The sequence below is a fragment of the Pandoraea sp. NPDC090278 genome (genome assembly GCF_044772185.1).
Classification (GTDB): Bacteria; Pseudomonadota; Gammaproteobacteria; order Burkholderiales; family Burkholderiaceae; genus Pandoraea.
The window spans coordinates 233,235-252,000 of sequence record NZ_JBIVYJ010000007.1; the positions used below are offsets into that span (position 1 = coordinate 233,235).

Genomic DNA, 18,766 nt, shown 5'->3' on the forward strand with positions numbered 1-18,766 from the left:
CGCAGCGATCTGCGGCACGATGCGTCCACGGCGTGCAGCCGGTGCGACGGATCGGTAAGCAGCAAACACCGTCGCGGCGCCCGGGAGGCGCCGCGCGGCACTTTGGAGGAGGCATTTCCTATGGAACGTGGTGAACTGGCTGGCAAGACCATCGTGCTCGGCCTGACGGGCGGCATCGCCTGCTACAAGTCGGCAGAACTCACGCGGCTGCTCATCAAGGCCGGTGCCACGGTGCAGGTCGTGATGACCGAAGCCGCCACGCAATTCATCACCCTGCTCACGATGCAGGCGCTCTCGGGCCGCCCCGTCTTCACCAGTCAGTGGGACAACCGCGTCGACAACAACATGGCGCACATCGACCTCTCGCGTGAGGCCGACGCCATTCTCATCGCCCCCGCCTCCACCGACTTCCTCGCCAAGCTCGCGCACGGCATGGCCGACGATCTGCTCTCCACGTTGTGTGTGGCGCGCGATTGCCCGCTGTTGGTCGCGCCTGCGATGAACCGTCAGATGTGGGCCAATCCGGCCACGCAACGCAACGCGGCGACGCTGCGCGGCGACGGCATCGCGATTCTCGGCCCGGGCAGCGGCGATCAGGCCTGCGGCGAAATCGGCGACGGGCGCATGCTCGAACCGGAAGACCTGTACGAAGCACTCGCTGGCTTTTTCCAGCCGAAGCGGCTCGCGGGACGTCGCGTGCTCATCACCGCAGGCCCGACCTTCGAGCCGATCGATCCGGTGCGCGGACTCACGAATCGCTCCAGCGGCAAGATGGGTTTCGCCCTTGCACGCGCCGCCGCACAAGCGGGCGCGGACGTGCATCTGGTGGCCGGACCGACTTCGCTGGCCACGCCCTACGGCGTGACGCGCAGCAACGTTCAGACGGCGCAACAAATGTACGACGCCGTGATGGCCGACGTTTCGCGTAACGACATCTTCATCGCGGTGGCCGCCGTGGCCGACTGGCGCGTGCGCGACGTGGCGCACGACAAGATCAAGAAGACAGGTGACGCCGACGTCCCGACGCTCGAATTCGTCCAGAATCCGGACATTCTCGCCGCCGTGGCGCAACTGCCGAAACCGCCGTTTTGCGTGGGCTTCGCGGCTGAGTCGGGCGATCTCGAAAAGCACGGTGCGCAAAAGCGTCAGCGCAAACAGGTGCCGTTGCTCGTGGGCAATCTCGGCCCGGCCACGTTCGGGCAGGACGACAACGAAGTCATTCTGTTCGACGAAGCGGGACAGAAGCGTCTGCCGCGCGCCGACAAGCAAGCGCTCGCTCGCAGCCTGATCGTCGAGATCGCCGCACGGCTGCCGTCGTCGCACTGATCCCCGCCCCCAATACCCCTACTGCCAGTCCGTCTGTCATTGTCGTTGTCCGGCGACGCTGACAGACTGGCAGGCGCGGCAGCAGCATTGCGCGCCCCACGACCTGCCGCCATCAGTACCCGGCCCTTCGGGCCATCGCAGACGATAACAACCAGATGACGCAACCTCCTACCTCCGCGCGACCAGTCGTCAGTGTCTACGGGACACTGAGCATGCTCGCTGCGATTATGTTCTTCGGCTTCATGACCATCGGCATGCCGCTCCCCGTGCTGCCGGTGTACGTCCACGAAACGCTGGGCTTCGGCTCGTTCGTGGTCGGCGTGACGATCGGCATCCAGTCGGTCGTCACGCTCCTGCTGCGCTCCTACGCCGGACGCACCGTCGACACACGCGGCCCACGCAACGCCGTGCTGACCGGCCTGTGCGGCTGCGCGGCGGCCGGTGTGCTGTACCTCGTCGCCTCGATGGTGCCGAACCCCTCGCTGGCGCTGGGTGTGCTGCTGGCGGGACGCGTCGTGCTCGGTTTCGGCGAAAGCCTGTTGCTCACGGGCGGCATGTCGTGGGGCATCGGCCTGCTCGGTGCTGCGCACGCGAGCAAGGCGATTTCGTGGCAAGGCGTGTCGATGTACACCGCGCTCGCCGTGGGCGCACCGTTTGGCGCATATCTGCTGCAAGCGGCGGGCTTCACTGTCGTTTCGCTGGTCAACATCGGCCTGCCTGCCGTGGCGTTCGCTATTGCGCTGCGTCTGCCCGCCGCAGCCCCCGTCGGTGGTACCCGCCTGCCGTTCTTCAAGGTGGTCGGGCTGGTGTGGCGTCCGGGTCTCGCGATGACGCTCGGCAGCATCGGCTATGCCGTTATCGCTGCCTTCATCACGCTGTTTTACGCGAGCCACGGCTGGTCGGGCGCAGCGTTCGCACTCACGCTCTACAGCGGCACGTTCATCGCGATGCGGATTCTGCTCTCGCACGCGGTCGACCGTTTCGGCGGACGTCGCGTCGCCATGTGCTCGCTCGTCTTCAGCGCCATCGGTCAGTTCCTGCTGTGGGGCGCGGTCAATCCGCATATGGCGCTCGCGGGCGCAGCGCTCACCGGGATGGGCTTCTCGCTGGTGTTCCCGGCACTCGGTGTGGAGGCATTGCGTTCGGTGCCGCCGCAGAACCGTGGTGCGGCGCTGGCCGCGTACTCGGCGTTCTTCGATCTCGCGCTCGGCCTGATCGGACCGATGGCCGGTCTCGTCGCCAACTTCTTCGGCTACGCCTCGATCTTCCTTTGCGGTGCCGTTGGCGGCATCGTCGCCATTCTGATGATTGCGCGCCTGCCGCATGCAGGCCCCGGCGCCGCCCCGGTGGATTCGTCCGCTGGCAGCGGTCACTGATCGGGAGCGCCCCACTCATGACGCAACCCGCTGCACGTATCAAACTGTCGGTGCTCGATCAGACACCGGTCATCCACGGCCACAGCGTGGCCGATGCCATCGCCGCCACCGTCGAACTGGCGCAAGCCGCCGACGATCTCGGCTACACACGTTACTGGTGCGCGGAGCACCACGGCCTACGTGGCGTGGCCAACCCTGCACCGGAAGTCATGATCGCCCGGCTGGCGAGCGTGACGAAACGTCTGCGCGTGGGTTCGGGTGGTGTGATGCTGCCCTACTACAGCCCGTTCAAGCTGGCTGAGCAATTTCTGATGCTCGAGGCACTGTTTCCGAATCGAATCGACCTCGGGGTAGGCCGCGCGCCGGGCGGCGACATGCGCACCGCACGCGCCGTCGCCAAGGGTCCGTACGACGCGGGCGAACACTTCCCGCAACAAGTCGCCGAGCTGGCGGGACTCTTCGGCGACACGCTGGCCGACGATCACCCGTACCGTGGCGTGCTCCTGCAACCGGCCGTGGAAACGCGCCCCGAATTGTGGGTACTCGGCTCCAGCGAGTTCGGCGGATTGCTCGCCGCACAACTCGGTCTGCGCTACTGCTTCGCGCACTTCATCAACGCGCATTACGGCCATCGCGTGACGCAGGCCTATCGTGAGCGCTTCACGCCGGGCCAGCTCGACAAGCCCTACTGCTCGGTCGCGTTGTTCGTCATCTGTGCGGATACGGATGCGCAAGCCGAGGCGCTGGAAGCGGGCGTGGATTTGCGTCGCGTGCAGATGGCGTACGGCATGAACGAACCGATCCCGAGTCTCGATCAGGGTGCGCAGGCCAAGGCGCAATACCGGGACCGGGAACTGTCCGTGATCGCCCGGGAGAAGCCGCGTAGTATCATCGGCACCGCGGAGCGCGTGACCGAACGTGTGCTGGAATTGCAGGAGCAGTTCGAAGCCGACGAGATCACCGTGCTGACGGTCGCTGGCAGCTATCGCGCCCGTCTGCGTTCGCACGAGCTGCTGGCGCAGGCGTTTTCGCTGCGTGCCGATGACTGATCGGACCTGACGATTCGCGCCGTCCCCGCCCGGGAAATTTTTGATTCACTCGCCTTAATTCACCGCCATACGCCATGAAACTCGACGTCAAGATCCTCGACGAACGCCTGCGCACGCAGTTGCCCGCCTATGCCACGCCGGGCAGCGCCGGGCTCGATTTGCGTGCGTGCCTCGACGCACCCATGACCATCGCCCCGGGCCAGACCGTGCTCGTGCCGACGGGTCTGGCCGTCCATCTGGCCGATCCGGGCTACGCCGCCCTGATTCTGCCGCGCTCCGGCCTCGGCCATAAGCACGGCATCGTGCTGGGCAATCTGGTCGGCCTGATCGACTCGGACTATCAGGGTCAGTTGATGGTCTCGACGTGGAATCGCGGCAACGAGCCGTTCGCGCTGAACCCGTTCGAGCGTCTGGCACAACTGGTAATCGTGCCGGTCGTGCAAGCTGAGTTCAACATCGTCGACGAATTCCCGGAAAGCGATCGCGGCGCGGGCGGCTTCGGCAGTACCGGCAAGCAGTAACGACGCTGTAGTAACTACGCCGTAATTCGCCCGCACACCGTGCGGGCGACGGACAAAAGAAAAGCGCCGCATTTCGCGGCGCTTTTTCTTTGCGACAGTGTCGAGTCGATTACTCGACTTCGGCAGCTTCCGGCTGAGCCTTGGTGTTGCCGTCCTCCGGGAAGGACAGTTGCACCTGATCGTTCTCGTCGAGATCGACGGTCACACGGCCCCCGCTCGTCAGACGCCCGAACAGCAGTTCGTCTGCCAGCGCACGACGGATCGTGTCCTGAATCAGACGCTGCATCGGCCGCGCGCCCATCAGCGGATCGAAGCCCTTCTTCGACAGATACGTGCGCAGCTTGTCGGTGAAGACAACCTCGACCTTCTTCTCGTGCAGCTGATCTTCCAGCTGGATGAGGAACTTGTCGACCACGCGCAGGATGATCTGCTCGTCGAGCGGCTTGAAGCTGATGATCGAGTCGAGACGGTTGCGGAACTCCGGCGTGAACATGCGCTTGATGTCGGCCATCTCGTCGCCAGCCTGACGTTCGTTCGTGAAGCCGATGCTCGCACGGTTGATCGTCTCGGCACCCGCATTCGTCGTCATGATGATGATGACGTTGCGGAAGTCAGCCTTGCGACCGTTGTTGTCCGTCAGCGTGCCGTGGTCCATGACCTGAAGCAGCACATTGAAGATGTCCGGATGCGCCTTCTCGATTTCGTCGAGCAACAGCACGCAATGCGGCTTCTTCGTGACGGCTTCCGTCAGCAAACCACCCTGATCGAAGCCCACGTAGCCCGGCGGCGCGCCAATCAGACGGCTCACCGCGTGGCGTTCCATGTACTCCGACATGTCGAAGCGGATCAGCTCGATGCCCAGCGTGAACGCGAGTTGCTTGGCAACTTCGGTCTTGCCGACACCGGTCGGGCCCGAGAACAGGAACGCGCCAATCGGCTTGTCCGTCTTGCCCAGCCCGGCGCGCGACATCTTGATCGCAGCGGACAGCGCGTCGATGGCCGGGTCTTGCCCGAACACCACGCTCTTCAGATCGCGATCGAGCGTCTGAAGCTTGCCGCGGTCGTCTGCCGACACGCTTTGCGCCGGAATCCGCGCAATCTTCGAGACGATTTCCTCGATCTCGCCCTTGCCGATGGTCTTCTTCTGCTTCGACTTCGGCAGGATCCGCTGTGCAGCGCCCGCTTCGTCGATCACGTCGATGGCCTTATCCGGCAGGTGACGGTCGGTAATGAACTTGGCCGACAATTCAGCGGCGGCCGACAGCGCGCTCGACGAATACTTCACGCCGTGGTGCTCTTCGAAACGCGACTTCAGGCCACGCAGAATCTGCACCGTCTGCTCGACGGTCGGCTCGTTCACGTCGATCTTCTGGAAGCGACGCGACAGTGCAGCGTCCTTTTCGAAGATGCCGCGATACTCGGTAAAGGTCGTAGCGCCAATGCACTTGAGCTGACCGGAGGAGAGCGCAGGCTTGAGCAGGTTCGACGCGTCGAGCGTGCCGCCCGACGCAGCGCCTGCGCCGATCAGCGTATGAATTTCGTCGATGAACAGGATCGCGTTGTTGCGCTCCTTGAGCTCCTTGAGCACCGCCTTCAGACGTTGCTCGAAGTCGCCGCGATACTTGGTCCCGGCGAGCAGCGCGCCCATGTCCAATGAGTAGACGGTGGCGTCCTGCAGAATCTCGGGCACTTCGCCGCGCGTGACGCGCCAGGCGAGGCCTTCGGCAATCGCCGTCTTGCCCACACCGGCTTCACCCACGAGCAGCGGATTGTTCTTGCGACGGCGGCACAGCACCTGCACCACGCGCTCGACTTCCGATTCCCGGCCGATGAGCGGATCGATCTTGCCGTCGCGCGCCATCTGGTTCAGGTTCTGGGTGTACTGAGCGAGCGGGCTTTCCTTGGCGTTGGCGCCCTCTTCCCCTTCGGCACTCCCTTCGCCAGCCTTGGCCGACTCGCCGGACGCACCGGTCTTGGTAATGCCGTGAGAGATAAAGTTGACGACGTCCAGACGCGTCACGCCCTGCTGTTGCAGGTAGTAGACCGCGTGGGAGTCCTTCTCACCGAAGATGGCGACCAGCACATTCGCGCCCGTGACTTCCTTCTTGCCGTTGGAAGTGGACTGAACGTGCATGATGGCGCGTTGAATCACGCGCTGGAAACCGAGCGTGGGCTGTGTGTCGACCTCGTCGCTGCCCGGCACCGTCGGCGTGTTATCTGCGATGAAGTTGCGCAGGTTCTGTCGCAAATCGTCGAGATTGGCCGCGCAGGCGCGCAACACTTCGGCTGCAGTCGGGTTATCCAACAGGGCGAGCAACAGGTGCTCGACCGTGATGAATTCGTGTCGTGCCTGGCGCGCTTCCATAAACGCCATGTGCAGGCTGACTTCCAATTCCTGGGCAATCATGCTTCCTCCATCACGCACTGCAGCGGGTGCCCGGACTGCCTTGCATGGCTAACAACTTGCTCAACTTTGGTCGCCGCGACGTCGCGCGTAAAGACCCCACAAACTCCCCTGCCCTCGCGATGAACCTTGAGCATGATCTGCGTGGCAGATTCCCGGTCCTTATTAAAATATTCCTGAATGACCATCACCACGAACTCCATCGGGGTGAAATCGTCGTTCAACAGTACCACCTTGTACATGGACGGCGGCTTGAGCTGTTGCTCTTGCCGCTCCTGTACGGTGTCGTCATGCGTTGTCGGTAAGGTTGCCATACGTGGATTCTAAACAACTCTCGGGTGCAGGAAGCCATCGGATCCCCAATGCCGCCTGCCGTCCGGTCGTCCACCGGCATGCCAACACTCGTCGATCAGCGCGTGCGTTGTCCAGCAAGGCGCTGCAGCCCCGACCACCGGGGGTGCCACACCCATATGAGTCAGCTTAACCCAAATTTCAAGGGCGTGTCTCCGCACGCCTTATACCCTCCAAGATATAAGGGTAAAACCTGATCGAACGTAACTTCTATCGTTCAAAAAGGGCTTGACACTATTGGTAGTTAGCGAAAACAATCGAACTGGCGCTTTTCCTCTATAAGTGGTTTAAAAGAAAAGATGCCTGGGTGAGCCTAAGAAGCCGCCGCCAGCCGGCGGGTTTTTCAGATGTGCTCGTTGTTGCGGTGATATGTAGTAGTCGTAATTGTTTAGGGGAAGTTTGTATGGCAACCGGTACGGTCAAATGGTTTAACGATGCCAAGGGTTTTGGTTTCATCACGCCGGACGAAGGTGGCGAAGATCTGTTCGCTCACTTCTCGGCGATCCAGATGAATGGATTCAAGACCCTGAAGGAAGGTCAGAAGGTTCAGTTCGAGGTCGTCCAAGGCCCGAAGGGCAAGCAGGCTTCGAACATCACGGCTCCGAACTGAGCCAGGCAGTTCGCAGCATTAGAGACCCGGCTTCGGCCGGGTTTTTTATTGCACCGCAACAATGCATGCGAAACGTTCATATATTTTGGATCCGTTTTTGCATGCAAATCACACGCAACTTTCCGCTCCACCGGCGAATCTTTACGGCATTAAACTTCGTTTAATCCCTTATAAAACTATATTCATCGCAATATTCCACTCCGTTATTAAAATACTCCTTACCTATCTCGAGTTGCGGAAATCAATTACGCAATTACCTGAATTGACTAAGTAATCCTACGCAGTCGTCTGCGCCGTCGATGCACAGAAATGACGCACGTTAAGTGTCGGAAACAAATAATCTTTCAACGAATTCCAAAGCGACGCTTGCGACGAAAGGAGTGCTCACCCGATGCATTGCCCGGCGCATCGTTGAGTTTTTTGAATCGACCGGTTCGCTTTATGCGTACCTCTTGTTCGTACCTCTGCCGGAGGCAGGCCAACGCCCGCCAATGCCCACCGGTCAAGGCAATACGCGCCCCACAAATGCCACGGGCCGCCCGGTAGGCGGCCCGTTTGGACACTTTCCCCTAAAGTCGGCCTTTGAGGCGACCGGGCACCGAGGACATCACCCCAGATCGACGTAGACCTTTCCGGCCTCGATGCGGATCGGGTAGGTTCTGACCGCTTCGGTCAGCGGCGCGCACATGGCGGCGCCCGTACGCACGTCGAATTTTCCCTGATGCAACGGGCACTCGATCTCATGCCCTTCGAGGAACCCGTCGCACAATCGTGCATTGCCGTGCGTGCACACGTTGTCCGTGGCGAACACGTCGCCTTCTACGCCATACAGCGCGATGTCCCGTTCGCCGACGACCACGCCGACGACATCGTCCTCGGGAATCGCGTCGCGCGACGCCACCTCAATCCAGTTGCCGCTCATGATGTCCTCTTGTCAGTCCTGTCAGTCTTGTCAGATTGGGTAAATCAGCGAGTTGGGAATCATCTCGCTGTCGAAGATGCATTGCCGCGACGCAAACTTCCAGCCGTCGTCCGTGCGTTTCACAATGTCCAGATACCGCCCGACCGACAGGATGTCCGTGAGCTGGTCGGGCTTTGTGCGAAACACGGCATAGTTCGCCTCGACGTGTAGCGTGTCGACGTCCTGCGCACGAATCGAGGGCATCCCGATCACGTGACGCTGGTAGTAGGGGTCGTGAAACAGCGTGTCGCGAATGCCGTAGATGCGGTCGCGCAGCATGCCTTTGCTCTCGAACGAGAGCGTGGCGAGCGGCAGGCCCATATCGAAGTTCTCGCGCGGCTGAACGCGATAGACGCATTCGTCCAGAAAGAACTCGGGCCAGGCGTCCCACTGCTGCGCGTCGAGCGCCGCCGCATAGGCCGCATTGAGCTCGACCACAGCCTGAAACGTTGCAAAATCCACCATCGAATCGTCTCCCCAGATTTCGTTCAGACGCCCATCACGCGACGCCAGTAGGCGTACATGCCGCGAATCAGCGTTTCCGTGACCATGTGTTCGGTGTTTTCCACGCCCGTGCCGCCCAACTCTGCCAGCACCCGGTGCCACGGCTTCTGGGCGAATCCCTCCTGCGAGCACTCGATGGCCTCGCCGTCATCGGCGGACACGAAGCCCGCCGGGCCGAACAGATTGGCCTGACGCAGACGCCGCTGGGTCATTTCCTCGGTGTCGTCTTCAAACCCGAAGTGCGTCCACACAAAGTCGAACGCGTTGTGGCCGCGCGGCTGGATATGACGCGTGGACACCGAATTGACCTGCTGCTGAAGGATGACGCTGGGAAACAGTGTCATGAGGACCGCCGTAGGCCCCTTCCACCAGTCTTCCTGCACGATGTCGAGAAAGCGCATGTCGTTGAGCGCCATCGACTCCTTGAAGCTCGACACCCCTGACGTCACCTCGCCGCCCCCGCCCTGCCCGCGCGTGGAAACCATCGCTGCGTGACGTCCGTGCGCGTCCATCACCAGCCGCGACTTGTTGTCGGCGCGCCAGAGACCGAAGGTGACGAACCACGTATGCAGCAACCCCGGGTGATACGGATCCTTGATGTTTTCCTGCATCAGCTTCCAGTTACCCGGAATGCGTTGCTTGTTGTAGCCGAGAATTTTGAGCTTGCGTCCGTCGAACAGCCGGTCGAAGTAAGCGCAGATGTCCGGCCCCAGGAAGTCCTCCAGCGATTCGACGTCGTGATCGAACGACGCGAAGATCACCCCGCCGCGCGTGGCGACCTTCAGTTTCGTGAGTCCGTGATCCTCCGGCCGAAAATCCTTCGGCATGCCGCCGTTGACCTTGCCGTCCTGCTTCACGCCGCGCCGGAACGGCACGCCTTGCAGGTTGCCCTTCAGGTCGTAGTTCCACTGGTGATACGGGCAGTGGAAATCAGTACGGTTACCACGCTTCTCCCGGCAGAACTTCATGCCTCGATGCGCACATACGTTTTCAACCACATTGATCTCGCCGCTCGCGTCGCGCGTCACGATGACGGAGCGCTCGCCGATCACCGTGCGCTTGAAGTCGCCCGGATTCGGCACCTCGGCTTCCAGTCCGACGTAGTTCCAGTGTTGGCGGTAAAAGCACTGCTCCAGTTCGCGACGGTGCAGTTGCTCGTCCGTGTAGACGCGAAACGGGATGCGGCTGGAGCCCTCGGCGGGCCAGATATCCGAGGTGGCCGAGTTAGCCGACGTGTGCCCGGCGGCATTGTGTTCGGCACAGGGCGCCGGATCGAATCCGGTCTGAGGTGTTGTCGTCACGTTCGTCTCCTGATGGATGCGGGAAATGCAGAGAAGCGGTGAAAGCAGAAATCACGCTGCCTTTGCGTAAAACGCGTCGGCGTAGATGTGGGTGCTGCCGATGCCGCGCTGGCGAAGCAGACGCGTCGCGGCGTCGACCATCGGCGGGGCACCGCACAGATAGGCGCGCCAGCCGATAAGGGATTCCGGGGCGGCAAAATCGGCGGCAAGGGCGTCAGTCACGTGGCCGGTGCGGTATCGCGACGCGGCGCTCTCCGGCGTGCCAGGCGTAGACGAGGCCGCCACCGTCGTCACAACGTGCAGCCGAATGCCGTCGTGACGCGCCGCAAGCTCCCGCAACCACGCGAGCCCATAGACGTCTTCAGCAGAACGCGCGCCGACATAGATCTCAATGGGATTGGTCATGCCGCTGGCCAACGCGCCGCGCACGATCGACAACACGGGCGCAAGACCGGTTCCGCCCGCGACGCAGAGCATCGGGCCGTCGTGACGCGTACGCAGATACGACGTACCCAGCGGGCCCGACACACGCACGGCGTCGCCCACCTTCAGTTGCTCGTCGACATAACCGGTGACAGCGCCGCCGGGCACACGGCGGATGTGGAATTCGAGCGTGTCGTCGGCGTCGAGCCCGGCCATCGAATACGGCCGGATGTGCGCCGGTGTGAATTGCAGCGTGGCGTATTGCCCTGGCGAGAAGCTGAGCGGCTTGGACGGCTTGAGCACCAATCGCTTGATGTCGTGCGTCAGCGATTCGATGGCCAGCACCGTCGCCTTGAGAATTTTCGCGGGATGCACGACGACTTCGTCCAGCGCGGGCAACTCGATTTCGCAATCGCCGTGGAGGGTCGACTGGCAAGCGAGTACGTAGCGCTCGTCTGCGTGGCCTTCGTCGTGATGACGGTACTCCACGCCTTGCGCTTCACGCACGTCCCCCGACACCACACGACACCGGCATGTCCCGCAACGGCCGGACAGGCAGCTGTACGACACCGGAATGTTGCGATCGGTCAGGACTTTGAGAAGGTTGTCGCCCGAGGCGACGTCGAGTCGCTCGCCGAGCGGCTGCACGTGAACTTGCATGGGGATTGTCTCCGTTCTGACGGTGCCTTCCGGGCACCGCTGATGGCGTTAAGACGCCGTTTGCAAGAAGCATCGCGCAACGAACGATATAAACCAATAGAATCTCGTTTATATGCCCTATAAATTTCAGTGATTTTGCTGGTGTCAGCGCTTCGCGTTGAGAAGACGCTCATGGACTCGCTATGGACTTGCACGCCGTCGATCTGAACCTGCTGGTGGTCTTCCAGCACCTCTACAACGCACGACGCGTATCCCGCGTCGCCGAAGCCCTCGGCGTGACGCAACCGGCTGTCAGTAATTCGCTCGCGCGCCTGCGTAAGTTGTTCAATGACGAGCTTTTCATCCGCACATCGCGGGGCATGCTGCCCACGCCAATGGCCACCGAGCTGGCCGAACCGGTCGCGGCGGCCCTCGACGCGCTGCACGGCGTGTTCAACCGCCAACTGGCATTCGATCCCGCCACGAGCCAGCGTGCTTTTCAGATCGCAATGACGGACATCGGCGAGGTGCATTTCCTGCCGAAGCTGATGCACGCCTTAGGGGAGCGTGCGCCGGGCATTACGGTCAGCACGGTGCGTAATACGGCGGTGAACCTGCGCGAGGAGATGGCGGCGGGTCAGGTAGATCTTGCCGTCGGGCATCTGCCGGATCTCTCGGCGGAGTTCTTTCAGCGGCGTCTGTTCCGGCAGAAGTACGTGTGTATGTTTCGCCCCGGGCATCCGCTCGATCGCGTGACGACGTCTGCACGGTCGAAGAAGACCTCGACGGCACGCATGACACGCGAAGACTTCGAACGCTCCGAACAAGTGATGGTGGTGGCCGCAGGCACCGGCCACGGGCAGGTCGACGAGTTCATGGCGCGCGCTCACGTGCAACGCAACATACGGTTGCGCGTGCCCCACTTCGTCGCGCTGGCCGACATTCTCCATGCCACGGATCTCATCGCCACCGTGACGGAGAAGTTTGCGCAACGCAGCGCCCAGCACTTCGGCTTGCGTTACGTCGACCATCCCCTCGACATTCCCGACGTGCAGATCAATCTGTTCTGGCACGCGCGATATCACCGCGAGCCAGCAAGTCAGTGGATGCGCACGCTGCTGTTCGAATTGTTCTCGGAGTGATGAGGAAAGCCGTTCAGCGCCCGTGCCACGTTTCCCACAGCCCGCGCCAGAACGCATTGGCATTGCGGCGCGCGCGCCAGCGAAGATTCGGCAGTGCGACGCCGAGCCATTGCGCAGCGTCGTCGATGCGGCGCTCGCCGAACCGTCCGGGCGCCTCGAATAGATCGAGATAGGCCTGACGGTAGTGCCCGACCAGGGTGGCGTCGTGATAGTAGGTTTCCATCCATTTGCGCGACGCCGCACCGATCTCCGCGCGCAACGCCGCGTTCGTAAGCAACTCCACGAGCGGTGCCTCGGCCGCTTCGAGCGGCACGTCGACCCAGGGCAAGTCGCATGCGCCCGTGAGACGCCGCAATTGCGATTGCACGCGATTGTCGAGATGCCCCAGCGTGGGCTTGCCTTGCGATAACGCCTCAAGCCCGGAGAGGTGATAGTTACCGGTCACGCATTCGTCGAGCGCAATCGCAGCACGCTGCTTGAGTCGCAGACACTCGTCGTGCGGCGTGCCCGTGATCAGCCGAACCTCGCACAGCCCGCGACGTTCGAGTTTTCGCAGCAGACGCAACGTCTGCGGTGCCCCCTTGGTCTCCCAGCGTTTGCGCCATCCGGACGAGCGTCCGCTTGGCGAGAACACGACCACCGGCCGCCCCGTCTCGCCCGCACATTCGGGATGCGGCAGATAGCGCGCGTCGTCGACCGGCACGATATTGGGCACAACGCGAGCGAACGGATAGAAGCGCTCCGGCCCCTGCGCAATCACGAGTTGGGGGAGCGGGTCGTTGACGATACGCTCGCGCATCGCGGCGTCGTCGCGAGACCAGAGTTCGGGCGCGGAGTGAAACTGACGGATCAGTTTCTTGTTGCCGAAACGCGTGAGCAGATCCGCGCCGAACGTCGTTTCCATCGGAAAAATCTGATGGATGTGAATGACGTCCGCCTCGGCAATGACATCGAGCGCCTCCTCACGCTGACGCTGCCAATCGAGATCGACGGCGAACGTGCGTGACGCATACGCGGCAGCGTTGTAGACAACATGCCGCGCCGCGATGTCGGTGTGCCGGTTCAGTGCCGCGACGATATTGCCCGGACTGCCCGCCACCGGCGTGTGGGAGAGGTGAACGACCTTCATGCGCGCAGTCTAGATCGACGTCCTGCGTGCGGGGTTACGTAGAACGGCGCGCCAGCTTACGCGGCGTTACGGCGGTAATACGTCGGCGTCGACATTCCAACGATGGCCGACCTGCGGGTGACATTCGCCGAAGCCCGCAGTGAGGCGGCGTTCAAAGTGACTTCCCTTCGGGACAGCGTGTCTTCGCAGCCCTCACGAGCACCGCCGAAACCCCGAAGTCCGTTGCATTTCTTACGCTTACGGCGCGCCGCTGGGAGACGTGAAAATCCGACGTCTCCCAGTTGGCGTGCCTCACGTGCGCCACATGTCCCGATCTTCAGGCGTTGAAACCACCGTCGATGGTCAGGCTCGCGCCCGTCACGAAACCGGCGTCTTCGCTGGCGACATACGCCACCATCGCCGCGATTTCTGCCGGGTGCGCGTGACGCTTGATCGCCATCACGTCGTGCATGCTGCCCGCATGATCGCCAGCGGCCGGGTTCATGTCGGTGTTGGTCGGTCCCGGCTGTACGTTGTTGACGGTAATCCCACGCGGACCGAGGTCACGCGCCATGCCCTTCACGAGACCGACGAGCGCCGACTTGCTCATGGCGTACGTGGCGAAACCGGGGAACGGAATGCGCTCGGCATTGCACGAACCGATGTTGATGATACGGCCGCCGTCGCCCATGTGCGCGAGTGCTGCCTTCGACGCGACGAAGACCGCACGCACGTTGATGTTGAGCATGCGATCGAATTCGTCGAGCGCCAGGTCGGCGATGTTACCCGTAGAGAAGACACCGGCGTTGTTCACCAGAATGTCGATCTTGCCGAGTTGACGTGCCGCTTCGTTCACCGCACGCGTGAGCGCTTCGGGGTTTGCGACGTCCGCCTGCAGGGCAATCGCCCGACCGCCGGAGGCCTGAATGCGCGCAGCCAGCACTTCGGCAGCCTCCTTCGAGCCGTGATATGTAAAGGCGACCGCCGCGCCGTCGTCGGCGAGTCGCTGTACGACCGCCGCGCCGATACCGCGCGAGCCGCCCGTCACGAATGCCACTTTGCCTTGAAAGTTCGTTGCCATGATGTTGCTCCACTGGGTTAGGAAGTGAACGCAGTATCGGCTTCGAATTACCTGCAAACTAGACCATAATGCCTATCATCACTTTCAACCCTATGGAACAGGTAAGAAATGGACGCGCTGCATCTGATCGAATCGTTCGTGCTTAGCGCGCGCGCCGGAAGATTCTCGGCGGCCGCGCGTCGACTGGGTATGACGCCTGCCGCCGTCAGCAAGAACGTGGCGCGCCTTGAGGCGCAGCTTGGCCTGCGACTATTCCATCGGAGCACTCGCAGTCTGACGCTGACAGCGGGCGGTGAACGATTCCTGCTTGATGTCGACAGCCCGTTCGCGGCCCTGACCGACGCGTTTTCACGTGCGGCCGAGCGTGAGAGTGCACCGTCCGGAACGCTCAAAGTGAGCGTGGCGCATTCGTTCGGGCGGGAGTACCTCGTCCCGATGTTGGGCGACTTTCTCGCCCGCTATCCGGACATCGTGCCCGACTGGCGTTTCGACAATCGCAGTGTGGACGTTGTCGGCGAAGGGTTCGATGCGGCCATTGGCGGCGGCATCGAATTGACGCCGGGCGTCATCGCACGGCGTCTCGCGCCGACCTATGCGGTGATGTGCGTGTCCGCCGCCTATATGTCGGGACGCAAGGTGCCGACGCACCCGTCCGAGCTGACCACGTTCGATGCGGTGATCCGCCGCTCCGGCATGACGGGACGCTTGCGCGCGTGGGATTTGCGCAACGTCGAGGATGAGCGCGTTACCGTCGAAGCGCGAACGCGGATGATCTTCGACGATCCGGAAGCGATGGCGCATGCTGTTGCGCTGGGCTATGGCGTGGCGCTCCTGCCGATGCCGCATGCCGCCCCGATGCTCGCTGACGGCCGCATTCAACGGCTACTGCCGGGATGGTTCGACGAGTACGGCGGCGTGTCCATCTACTACTCGAACAAGAAGCTCTTGCCGTTGCGCACGCGCGTGTTTGTCGATCATGTGGCGCAAGCGTTCGAAGCACAACAACTTGCGGCGCGCTTCGACTGGCGATGGACCGGGATTGCGGGAAAGTCAAAGTAAAGCAGTCGGGACGTGTGTCGTGAGCGACGCCAACGCGTGATGCGTCCGGCGTCCGGCGACCCCGGCGATGCGAGCGCCAGTCAGCGATGCGCAAGGATGTTGAGCAGACGGCCGAGCGGGTCACGGACGTAAAAACGCCGCACGCCCCACGGTTCATCGGCGGGGCCGTATTCGATGACGACGTCTGCTTCGCGCATACGTGCGAGCGCCTCGTCGACGTCATCCACTTCGATGGACAGATCCGGCACCGGCGTGCCATTGCCACCTTCCGTGGCGACGCTCATCTGCACGGACATCTTCGACGCATTGCCATACGTCGCAATCCAGCCGTGGTCCATCAGCAAATCGAGTCCCAGCAGATCGCCGTAAAAGCGCTGCGCCGCTAGCATCGTTTGCGGTGACGGCGCGGCGAGATTCGCAACAATGCGGTTGACCTTCATCTTCGTCCTCTCAGAGATCGTGCAGATATCGGTGCCCGTCGTCATCGGGCCGATGCGCGAGCGATTGTCGCTGACAACGTTAAAAGCGTAGCACGCGACCTAGGATTGACCGCACCTTGCGTTGTCGCCGTCCGTGCACTGTAATGAAAGCGTCTGCCGACGCGGTTTTCGGGGAGGAGAACGCCCCTGCGCTGGCTGCCACGGGGGGTGGGAGATCCATCATGGACACCACCGTAAGGGCATTGGGTACGTTGCACATTCCGCATGCTCAGGCGATGCGGCGCGGACTGCACTGGCTGTGGAAGGCCGTGTGGGTGACGTGTGCCCTCGGGGCAAGTGCGGCGAGCGCCGAACCACCGGATTCCCCCTTTCCGCCGCCAACGCTGGAGGTGGAAGCGGCTGTAGGTCAGAAGGTCATGATCTGGGAGCAGACCAATCACAGCGTGCTGTGCCGCGACATGGGCTCGCCGACCTTCGAACTCGACTCACGTCCTACGCTCGGTGAGGTGGCACCCGAGTGGATCAGTTACGTCGTCCCGAAGGGTCAGCGATGCGAGGACATGAAGTTCTCGGGCATGATTGTCTGGTATCAGGCGGGCGGCGTGCCGGGCACCGATGTCGTGACATGGCGCGTCGGCTTCCCCCGAGAGTTCGGCAGCCACACACCCAACACGGGTGATCACCTCGTCACAACGCGCATCGTTATTCGGTGACGCAGTCACCCACTTCGGGATTATTCGGATTTGCGAGGCGATTTATGACGAATCGCTTGCACTCGACGTATTGGGCCGAAATAGAATTTCCTCCGTGCCCCCTGCGCTGTACTCGTCCAGAAATCCCGATGATCAGACTCCCCTCCGAAACCCGAAAGAAGCTCCGACACGTTGCGAACTTTGCATTGATCGGTGCCACGCTGACAGGCGTCACCATAGGTCGTACGGATCTTCCCTACGACCCGCGCGACATTGTCGGCCTCATGACTGCGGCACTCGCCGCAATCTGGATTTTTCGCCGACGGTGACGCGATATGTGGCTGGAGATCTGATCTTCGTTACGTAAAAAAACCCCGACGCGCATCGCTGCGCCGGGGTTTGCGTAAGTCATTGCGGGGAGACTCGCCCCGCGATGGCTGCGTTACATGTTCTCGATCATCACGTCGCCGAAGCCGGAGCACGACACCTGCGTGGCGCCTTCCATCAGACGCGCAAAGTCGTACGTCACCTTCTTCGACAGAATCGATTTTTCCATCGACGCGATGATGCGATCCGCAGCCTCCGTCCAGCCCATATGACGCAGCATCATCTCCGCCGACAGAATCTCCGAGCCCGGATTCACGTAGTCCTTGCCCGCATACTTCGGCGCGGTACCGTGCGTCGCTTCGAACATGGCAACCGAATCGGACAGGTTTGCGCCCGGCGCGATACCGATGCCACCGACCTGCGCGGCGAGTGCGTCGGAAACGTAATCGCCATTCAGGTTGAGCGTGGCAATCACGTCGTACTCGGCAGGACGCAGTAGGATCTGTTGCAGGAAGGCGTCCGCAATCGAGTCCTTGATGGTGATCTCCTTGCCCGTCTTCGGATTCTTCACCTTGCACCACGGACCACCGTCGATCTCCGTCGCCGCAAACTCCTTCTTCGCAAGTTCGTATCCCCAGTCGCGGAACGCGCCTTCGGTGAACTTCATGATGTTGCCCTTGTGCACGAGCGTCACCGTTTCGCGATCATTGTCGATGGCGTACTGAATCGCCTTGCGCACCAGACGCTCGGTGCCCTCGCGCGACACCGGCTTCACACCAATGCCCGACGTCTCCGGAAAGCGAATCTTGCTAACGCCCATTTCGTTCTGCAAGAACGCGATCAACTTCTTTGCGCCCGCCGATTCAGCTTCCCACTCGATGCCCGCATAGATGTCTTCCGAGTTCTCGCGGAAGATCACCATGTTGATCTTCTCCGGCTGACGCACCGGCGACGGCACGCCCTTGAAGTACTGCACCGGACGCAAACACACGTACAGATCGAGTTGCTGACGCAGCGCCACATTGAGCGAGCGAATGCCGCCACCGACCGGCGTCGTCAACGGCCCCTTGATCGACACGACGTAGTCCTTCACGACCTGAAGCGTTTCGTCGGGCAGCCACACGTCCGGACCGTAGATGCGCGTCGACTTCTCACCCGCGTAGATCTCCATCCAGCTGATCTTGCGCTTGCCGCCGTATGCCTTTTCCACCGCCGCGTCGACGACCTTGAGCATCACCGGCGTGATGTCCACGCCCGTGCCGTCACCTTCGATGTACGGGATGATCGGATTGTCCGGCACGTTCAGGGAGAAATCCTTGTTGACGGTGATCTTCTCGCCTGCCGGGACCTTGATGTGCTGATACGACATGGTGGGGCTCCAATTGGATGGATCGGAATGCGTGCATCAGATGGCTTGCGTCGGACAGCATGAGCGGCCGGTACGTAAGCACC

18 protein-coding genes are annotated in these 18,766 nt (G+C 62.0%); 8 read left to right on the forward strand and 10 right to left on the reverse strand.

The features are described from left to right. Positions 1-120: 120 nt before the first annotated feature. The 4 genes from coaBC to dut all read left to right on the forward strand — a co-directional run bounded on the left by coaBC (position 121) and on the right by dut (position 4,272). Positions 121-1,326 carry a bifunctional phosphopantothenoylcysteine decarboxylase/phosphopantothenate--cysteine ligase CoaBC gene (gene coaBC / locus ACIQWO_RS23895; protein ID WP_402829529.1) on the forward strand — a complete coding sequence of 402 codons (1,206 nt, stop codon included), beginning with the start codon at positions 121-123 and terminating at the stop codon, positions 1,324-1,326. 155 nt (positions 1,327-1,481) lie between these two features. Further along, positions 1,482-2,702 carry an MFS transporter gene (locus ACIQWO_RS23900; RefSeq protein WP_402829531.1) on the forward strand — a complete coding sequence of 407 codons (1,221 nt, stop codon included), beginning with the start codon at positions 1,482-1,484 and terminating at the stop codon, positions 2,700-2,702. A gap of 17 nt (positions 2,703-2,719) precedes the next feature. Further along, a complete protein-coding gene (locus ACIQWO_RS23905; RefSeq protein ID WP_402829533.1) occupies positions 2,720-3,751 on the forward strand; it encodes an LLM class flavin-dependent oxidoreductase in 1,032 nt (343 codons plus the stop codon). A gap of 74 nt (positions 3,752-3,825) precedes the next feature. After that, positions 3,826-4,272, forward strand: a complete 447-nt coding sequence (gene dut, locus ACIQWO_RS23910) for a dUTP diphosphatase (RefSeq protein ID WP_402829535.1) — start codon at positions 3,826-3,828, stop codon at positions 4,270-4,272. Positions 4,273-4,381: 109 nt separating this feature from the next. Here the strand turns inward: dut and clpA are convergent, their stop codons facing one another. Next, positions 4,382-6,679 (reverse strand): ATP-dependent Clp protease ATP-binding subunit ClpA, encoded by a 2,298-nt coding sequence (gene clpA, locus ACIQWO_RS23915; protein ID WP_402829537.1) that lies wholly within the window; start codon positions 6,677-6,679, stop codon positions 4,382-4,384. Then, positions 6,676-6,990 (reverse strand): ATP-dependent Clp protease adapter ClpS, encoded by a 315-nt coding sequence (clpS, locus tag ACIQWO_RS23920; RefSeq protein ID WP_010807118.1) that lies wholly within the window; start codon positions 6,988-6,990, stop codon positions 6,676-6,678. The genes clpA and clpS overlap by 4 nt, the downstream gene beginning before the upstream one ends. Positions 6,991-7,430: 440 nt before the next feature. On the opposite strand from clpS, the gene cspD reads away from it, so the two are divergent. Further along, positions 7,431-7,637 (forward strand): cold shock domain-containing protein CspD, encoded by a 207-nt coding sequence (cspD, locus tag ACIQWO_RS23925; RefSeq protein WP_039400870.1) that lies wholly within the window; start codon positions 7,431-7,433, stop codon positions 7,635-7,637. Positions 7,638-8,244: 607 nt separating this feature from the next. Here cspD and ACIQWO_RS23930 read toward each other — a convergent pair. The 4 genes from ACIQWO_RS23930 to ACIQWO_RS23945 all read right to left on the reverse strand — a co-directional run bounded on the left by ACIQWO_RS23930 (position 8,245) and on the right by ACIQWO_RS23945 (position 11,486). Further along, positions 8,245-8,559: a non-heme iron oxygenase ferredoxin subunit gene (locus ACIQWO_RS23930; protein ID WP_402829540.1), complete on the reverse strand. Its 315-nt coding sequence runs from the start codon at positions 8,557-8,559 to the stop codon at positions 8,245-8,247. 30 nt (positions 8,560-8,589) lie between these two features. Next, the gene (locus ACIQWO_RS23935) at positions 8,590-9,063 is read right to left on the reverse strand and encodes an aromatic-ring-hydroxylating dioxygenase subunit beta (protein ID WP_402829542.1); all 474 of its coding nucleotides are present in this window, start codon (positions 9,061-9,063) and stop codon (positions 8,590-8,592) included. A gap of 23 nt (positions 9,064-9,086) precedes the next feature. Beyond that, positions 9,087-10,310 (reverse strand): aromatic ring-hydroxylating dioxygenase subunit alpha, encoded by a 1,224-nt coding sequence (locus ACIQWO_RS23940; protein ID WP_150661843.1) that lies wholly within the window; start codon positions 10,308-10,310, stop codon positions 9,087-9,089. A 144-nt stretch (positions 10,311-10,454) separates the two neighbouring features. Further along, entirely contained in the window at positions 10,455-11,486 is a 1,032-nt protein-coding gene (locus ACIQWO_RS23945) for a 2Fe-2S iron-sulfur cluster-binding protein (RefSeq protein ID WP_402829544.1), read from the reverse strand. 182 nt (positions 11,487-11,668) lie between these two features. Here ACIQWO_RS23945 and ACIQWO_RS23950 point away from each other — a divergent pair, with 182 nt between their 5' ends. Continuing rightward, positions 11,669-12,607 carry a LysR family transcriptional regulator gene (locus ACIQWO_RS23950; RefSeq protein WP_150808949.1) on the forward strand — a complete coding sequence of 313 codons (939 nt, stop codon included), beginning with the start codon at positions 11,669-11,671 and terminating at the stop codon, positions 12,605-12,607. Positions 12,608-12,620: 13 nt separating this feature from the next. Here ACIQWO_RS23950 and ACIQWO_RS23955 read toward each other — a convergent pair whose 3' ends face one another. Beyond that, positions 12,621-13,736, reverse strand: coding sequence for a hypothetical protein (locus tag ACIQWO_RS23955; protein WP_402829547.1), 1,116 nt, complete (start codon positions 13,734-13,736; stop codon positions 12,621-12,623). A 316-nt stretch (positions 13,737-14,052) separates the two neighbouring features. Continuing rightward, positions 14,053-14,796 (reverse strand): SDR family oxidoreductase, encoded by a 744-nt coding sequence (locus ACIQWO_RS23960; protein ID WP_402829549.1) that lies wholly within the window; start codon positions 14,794-14,796, stop codon positions 14,053-14,055. A gap of 108 nt (positions 14,797-14,904) precedes the next feature. On the opposite strand from ACIQWO_RS23960, the gene ACIQWO_RS23965 reads away from it, so the two are divergent. Further along, positions 14,905-15,855 carry a LysR substrate-binding domain-containing protein gene (locus ACIQWO_RS23965; protein ID WP_402829551.1) on the forward strand — a complete coding sequence of 317 codons (951 nt, stop codon included), beginning with the start codon at positions 14,905-14,907 and terminating at the stop codon, positions 15,853-15,855. An 80-nt stretch (positions 15,856-15,935) separates the two neighbouring features. Here the strand turns inward: ACIQWO_RS23965 and ACIQWO_RS23970 are convergent, their stop codons facing one another. Continuing rightward, on the reverse strand, positions 15,936-16,295 hold the full coding sequence (locus ACIQWO_RS23970; protein ID WP_402829553.1) for a VOC family protein: 360 nt from the start codon (positions 16,293-16,295) through the stop codon (positions 15,936-15,938). A 221-nt stretch (positions 16,296-16,516) separates the two neighbouring features. Here ACIQWO_RS23970 and ACIQWO_RS23975 point away from each other — a divergent pair, with 221 nt between their 5' ends. Then, the gene (locus ACIQWO_RS23975) at positions 16,517-17,008 is read left to right on the forward strand and encodes a hypothetical protein (RefSeq protein ID WP_402829555.1); all 492 of its coding nucleotides are present in this window, start codon (positions 16,517-16,519) and stop codon (positions 17,006-17,008) included. Positions 17,009-17,429: 421 nt separating this feature from the next. On the opposite strand, the gene icd is transcribed toward ACIQWO_RS23975, so the two are convergent. After that, entirely contained in the window at positions 17,430-18,683 is a 1,254-nt protein-coding gene (gene icd / locus ACIQWO_RS23980; RefSeq protein ID WP_402829557.1) for an NADP-dependent isocitrate dehydrogenase, read from the reverse strand. Between the last annotated feature and the right edge of the window lie 83 nt (positions 18,684-18,766).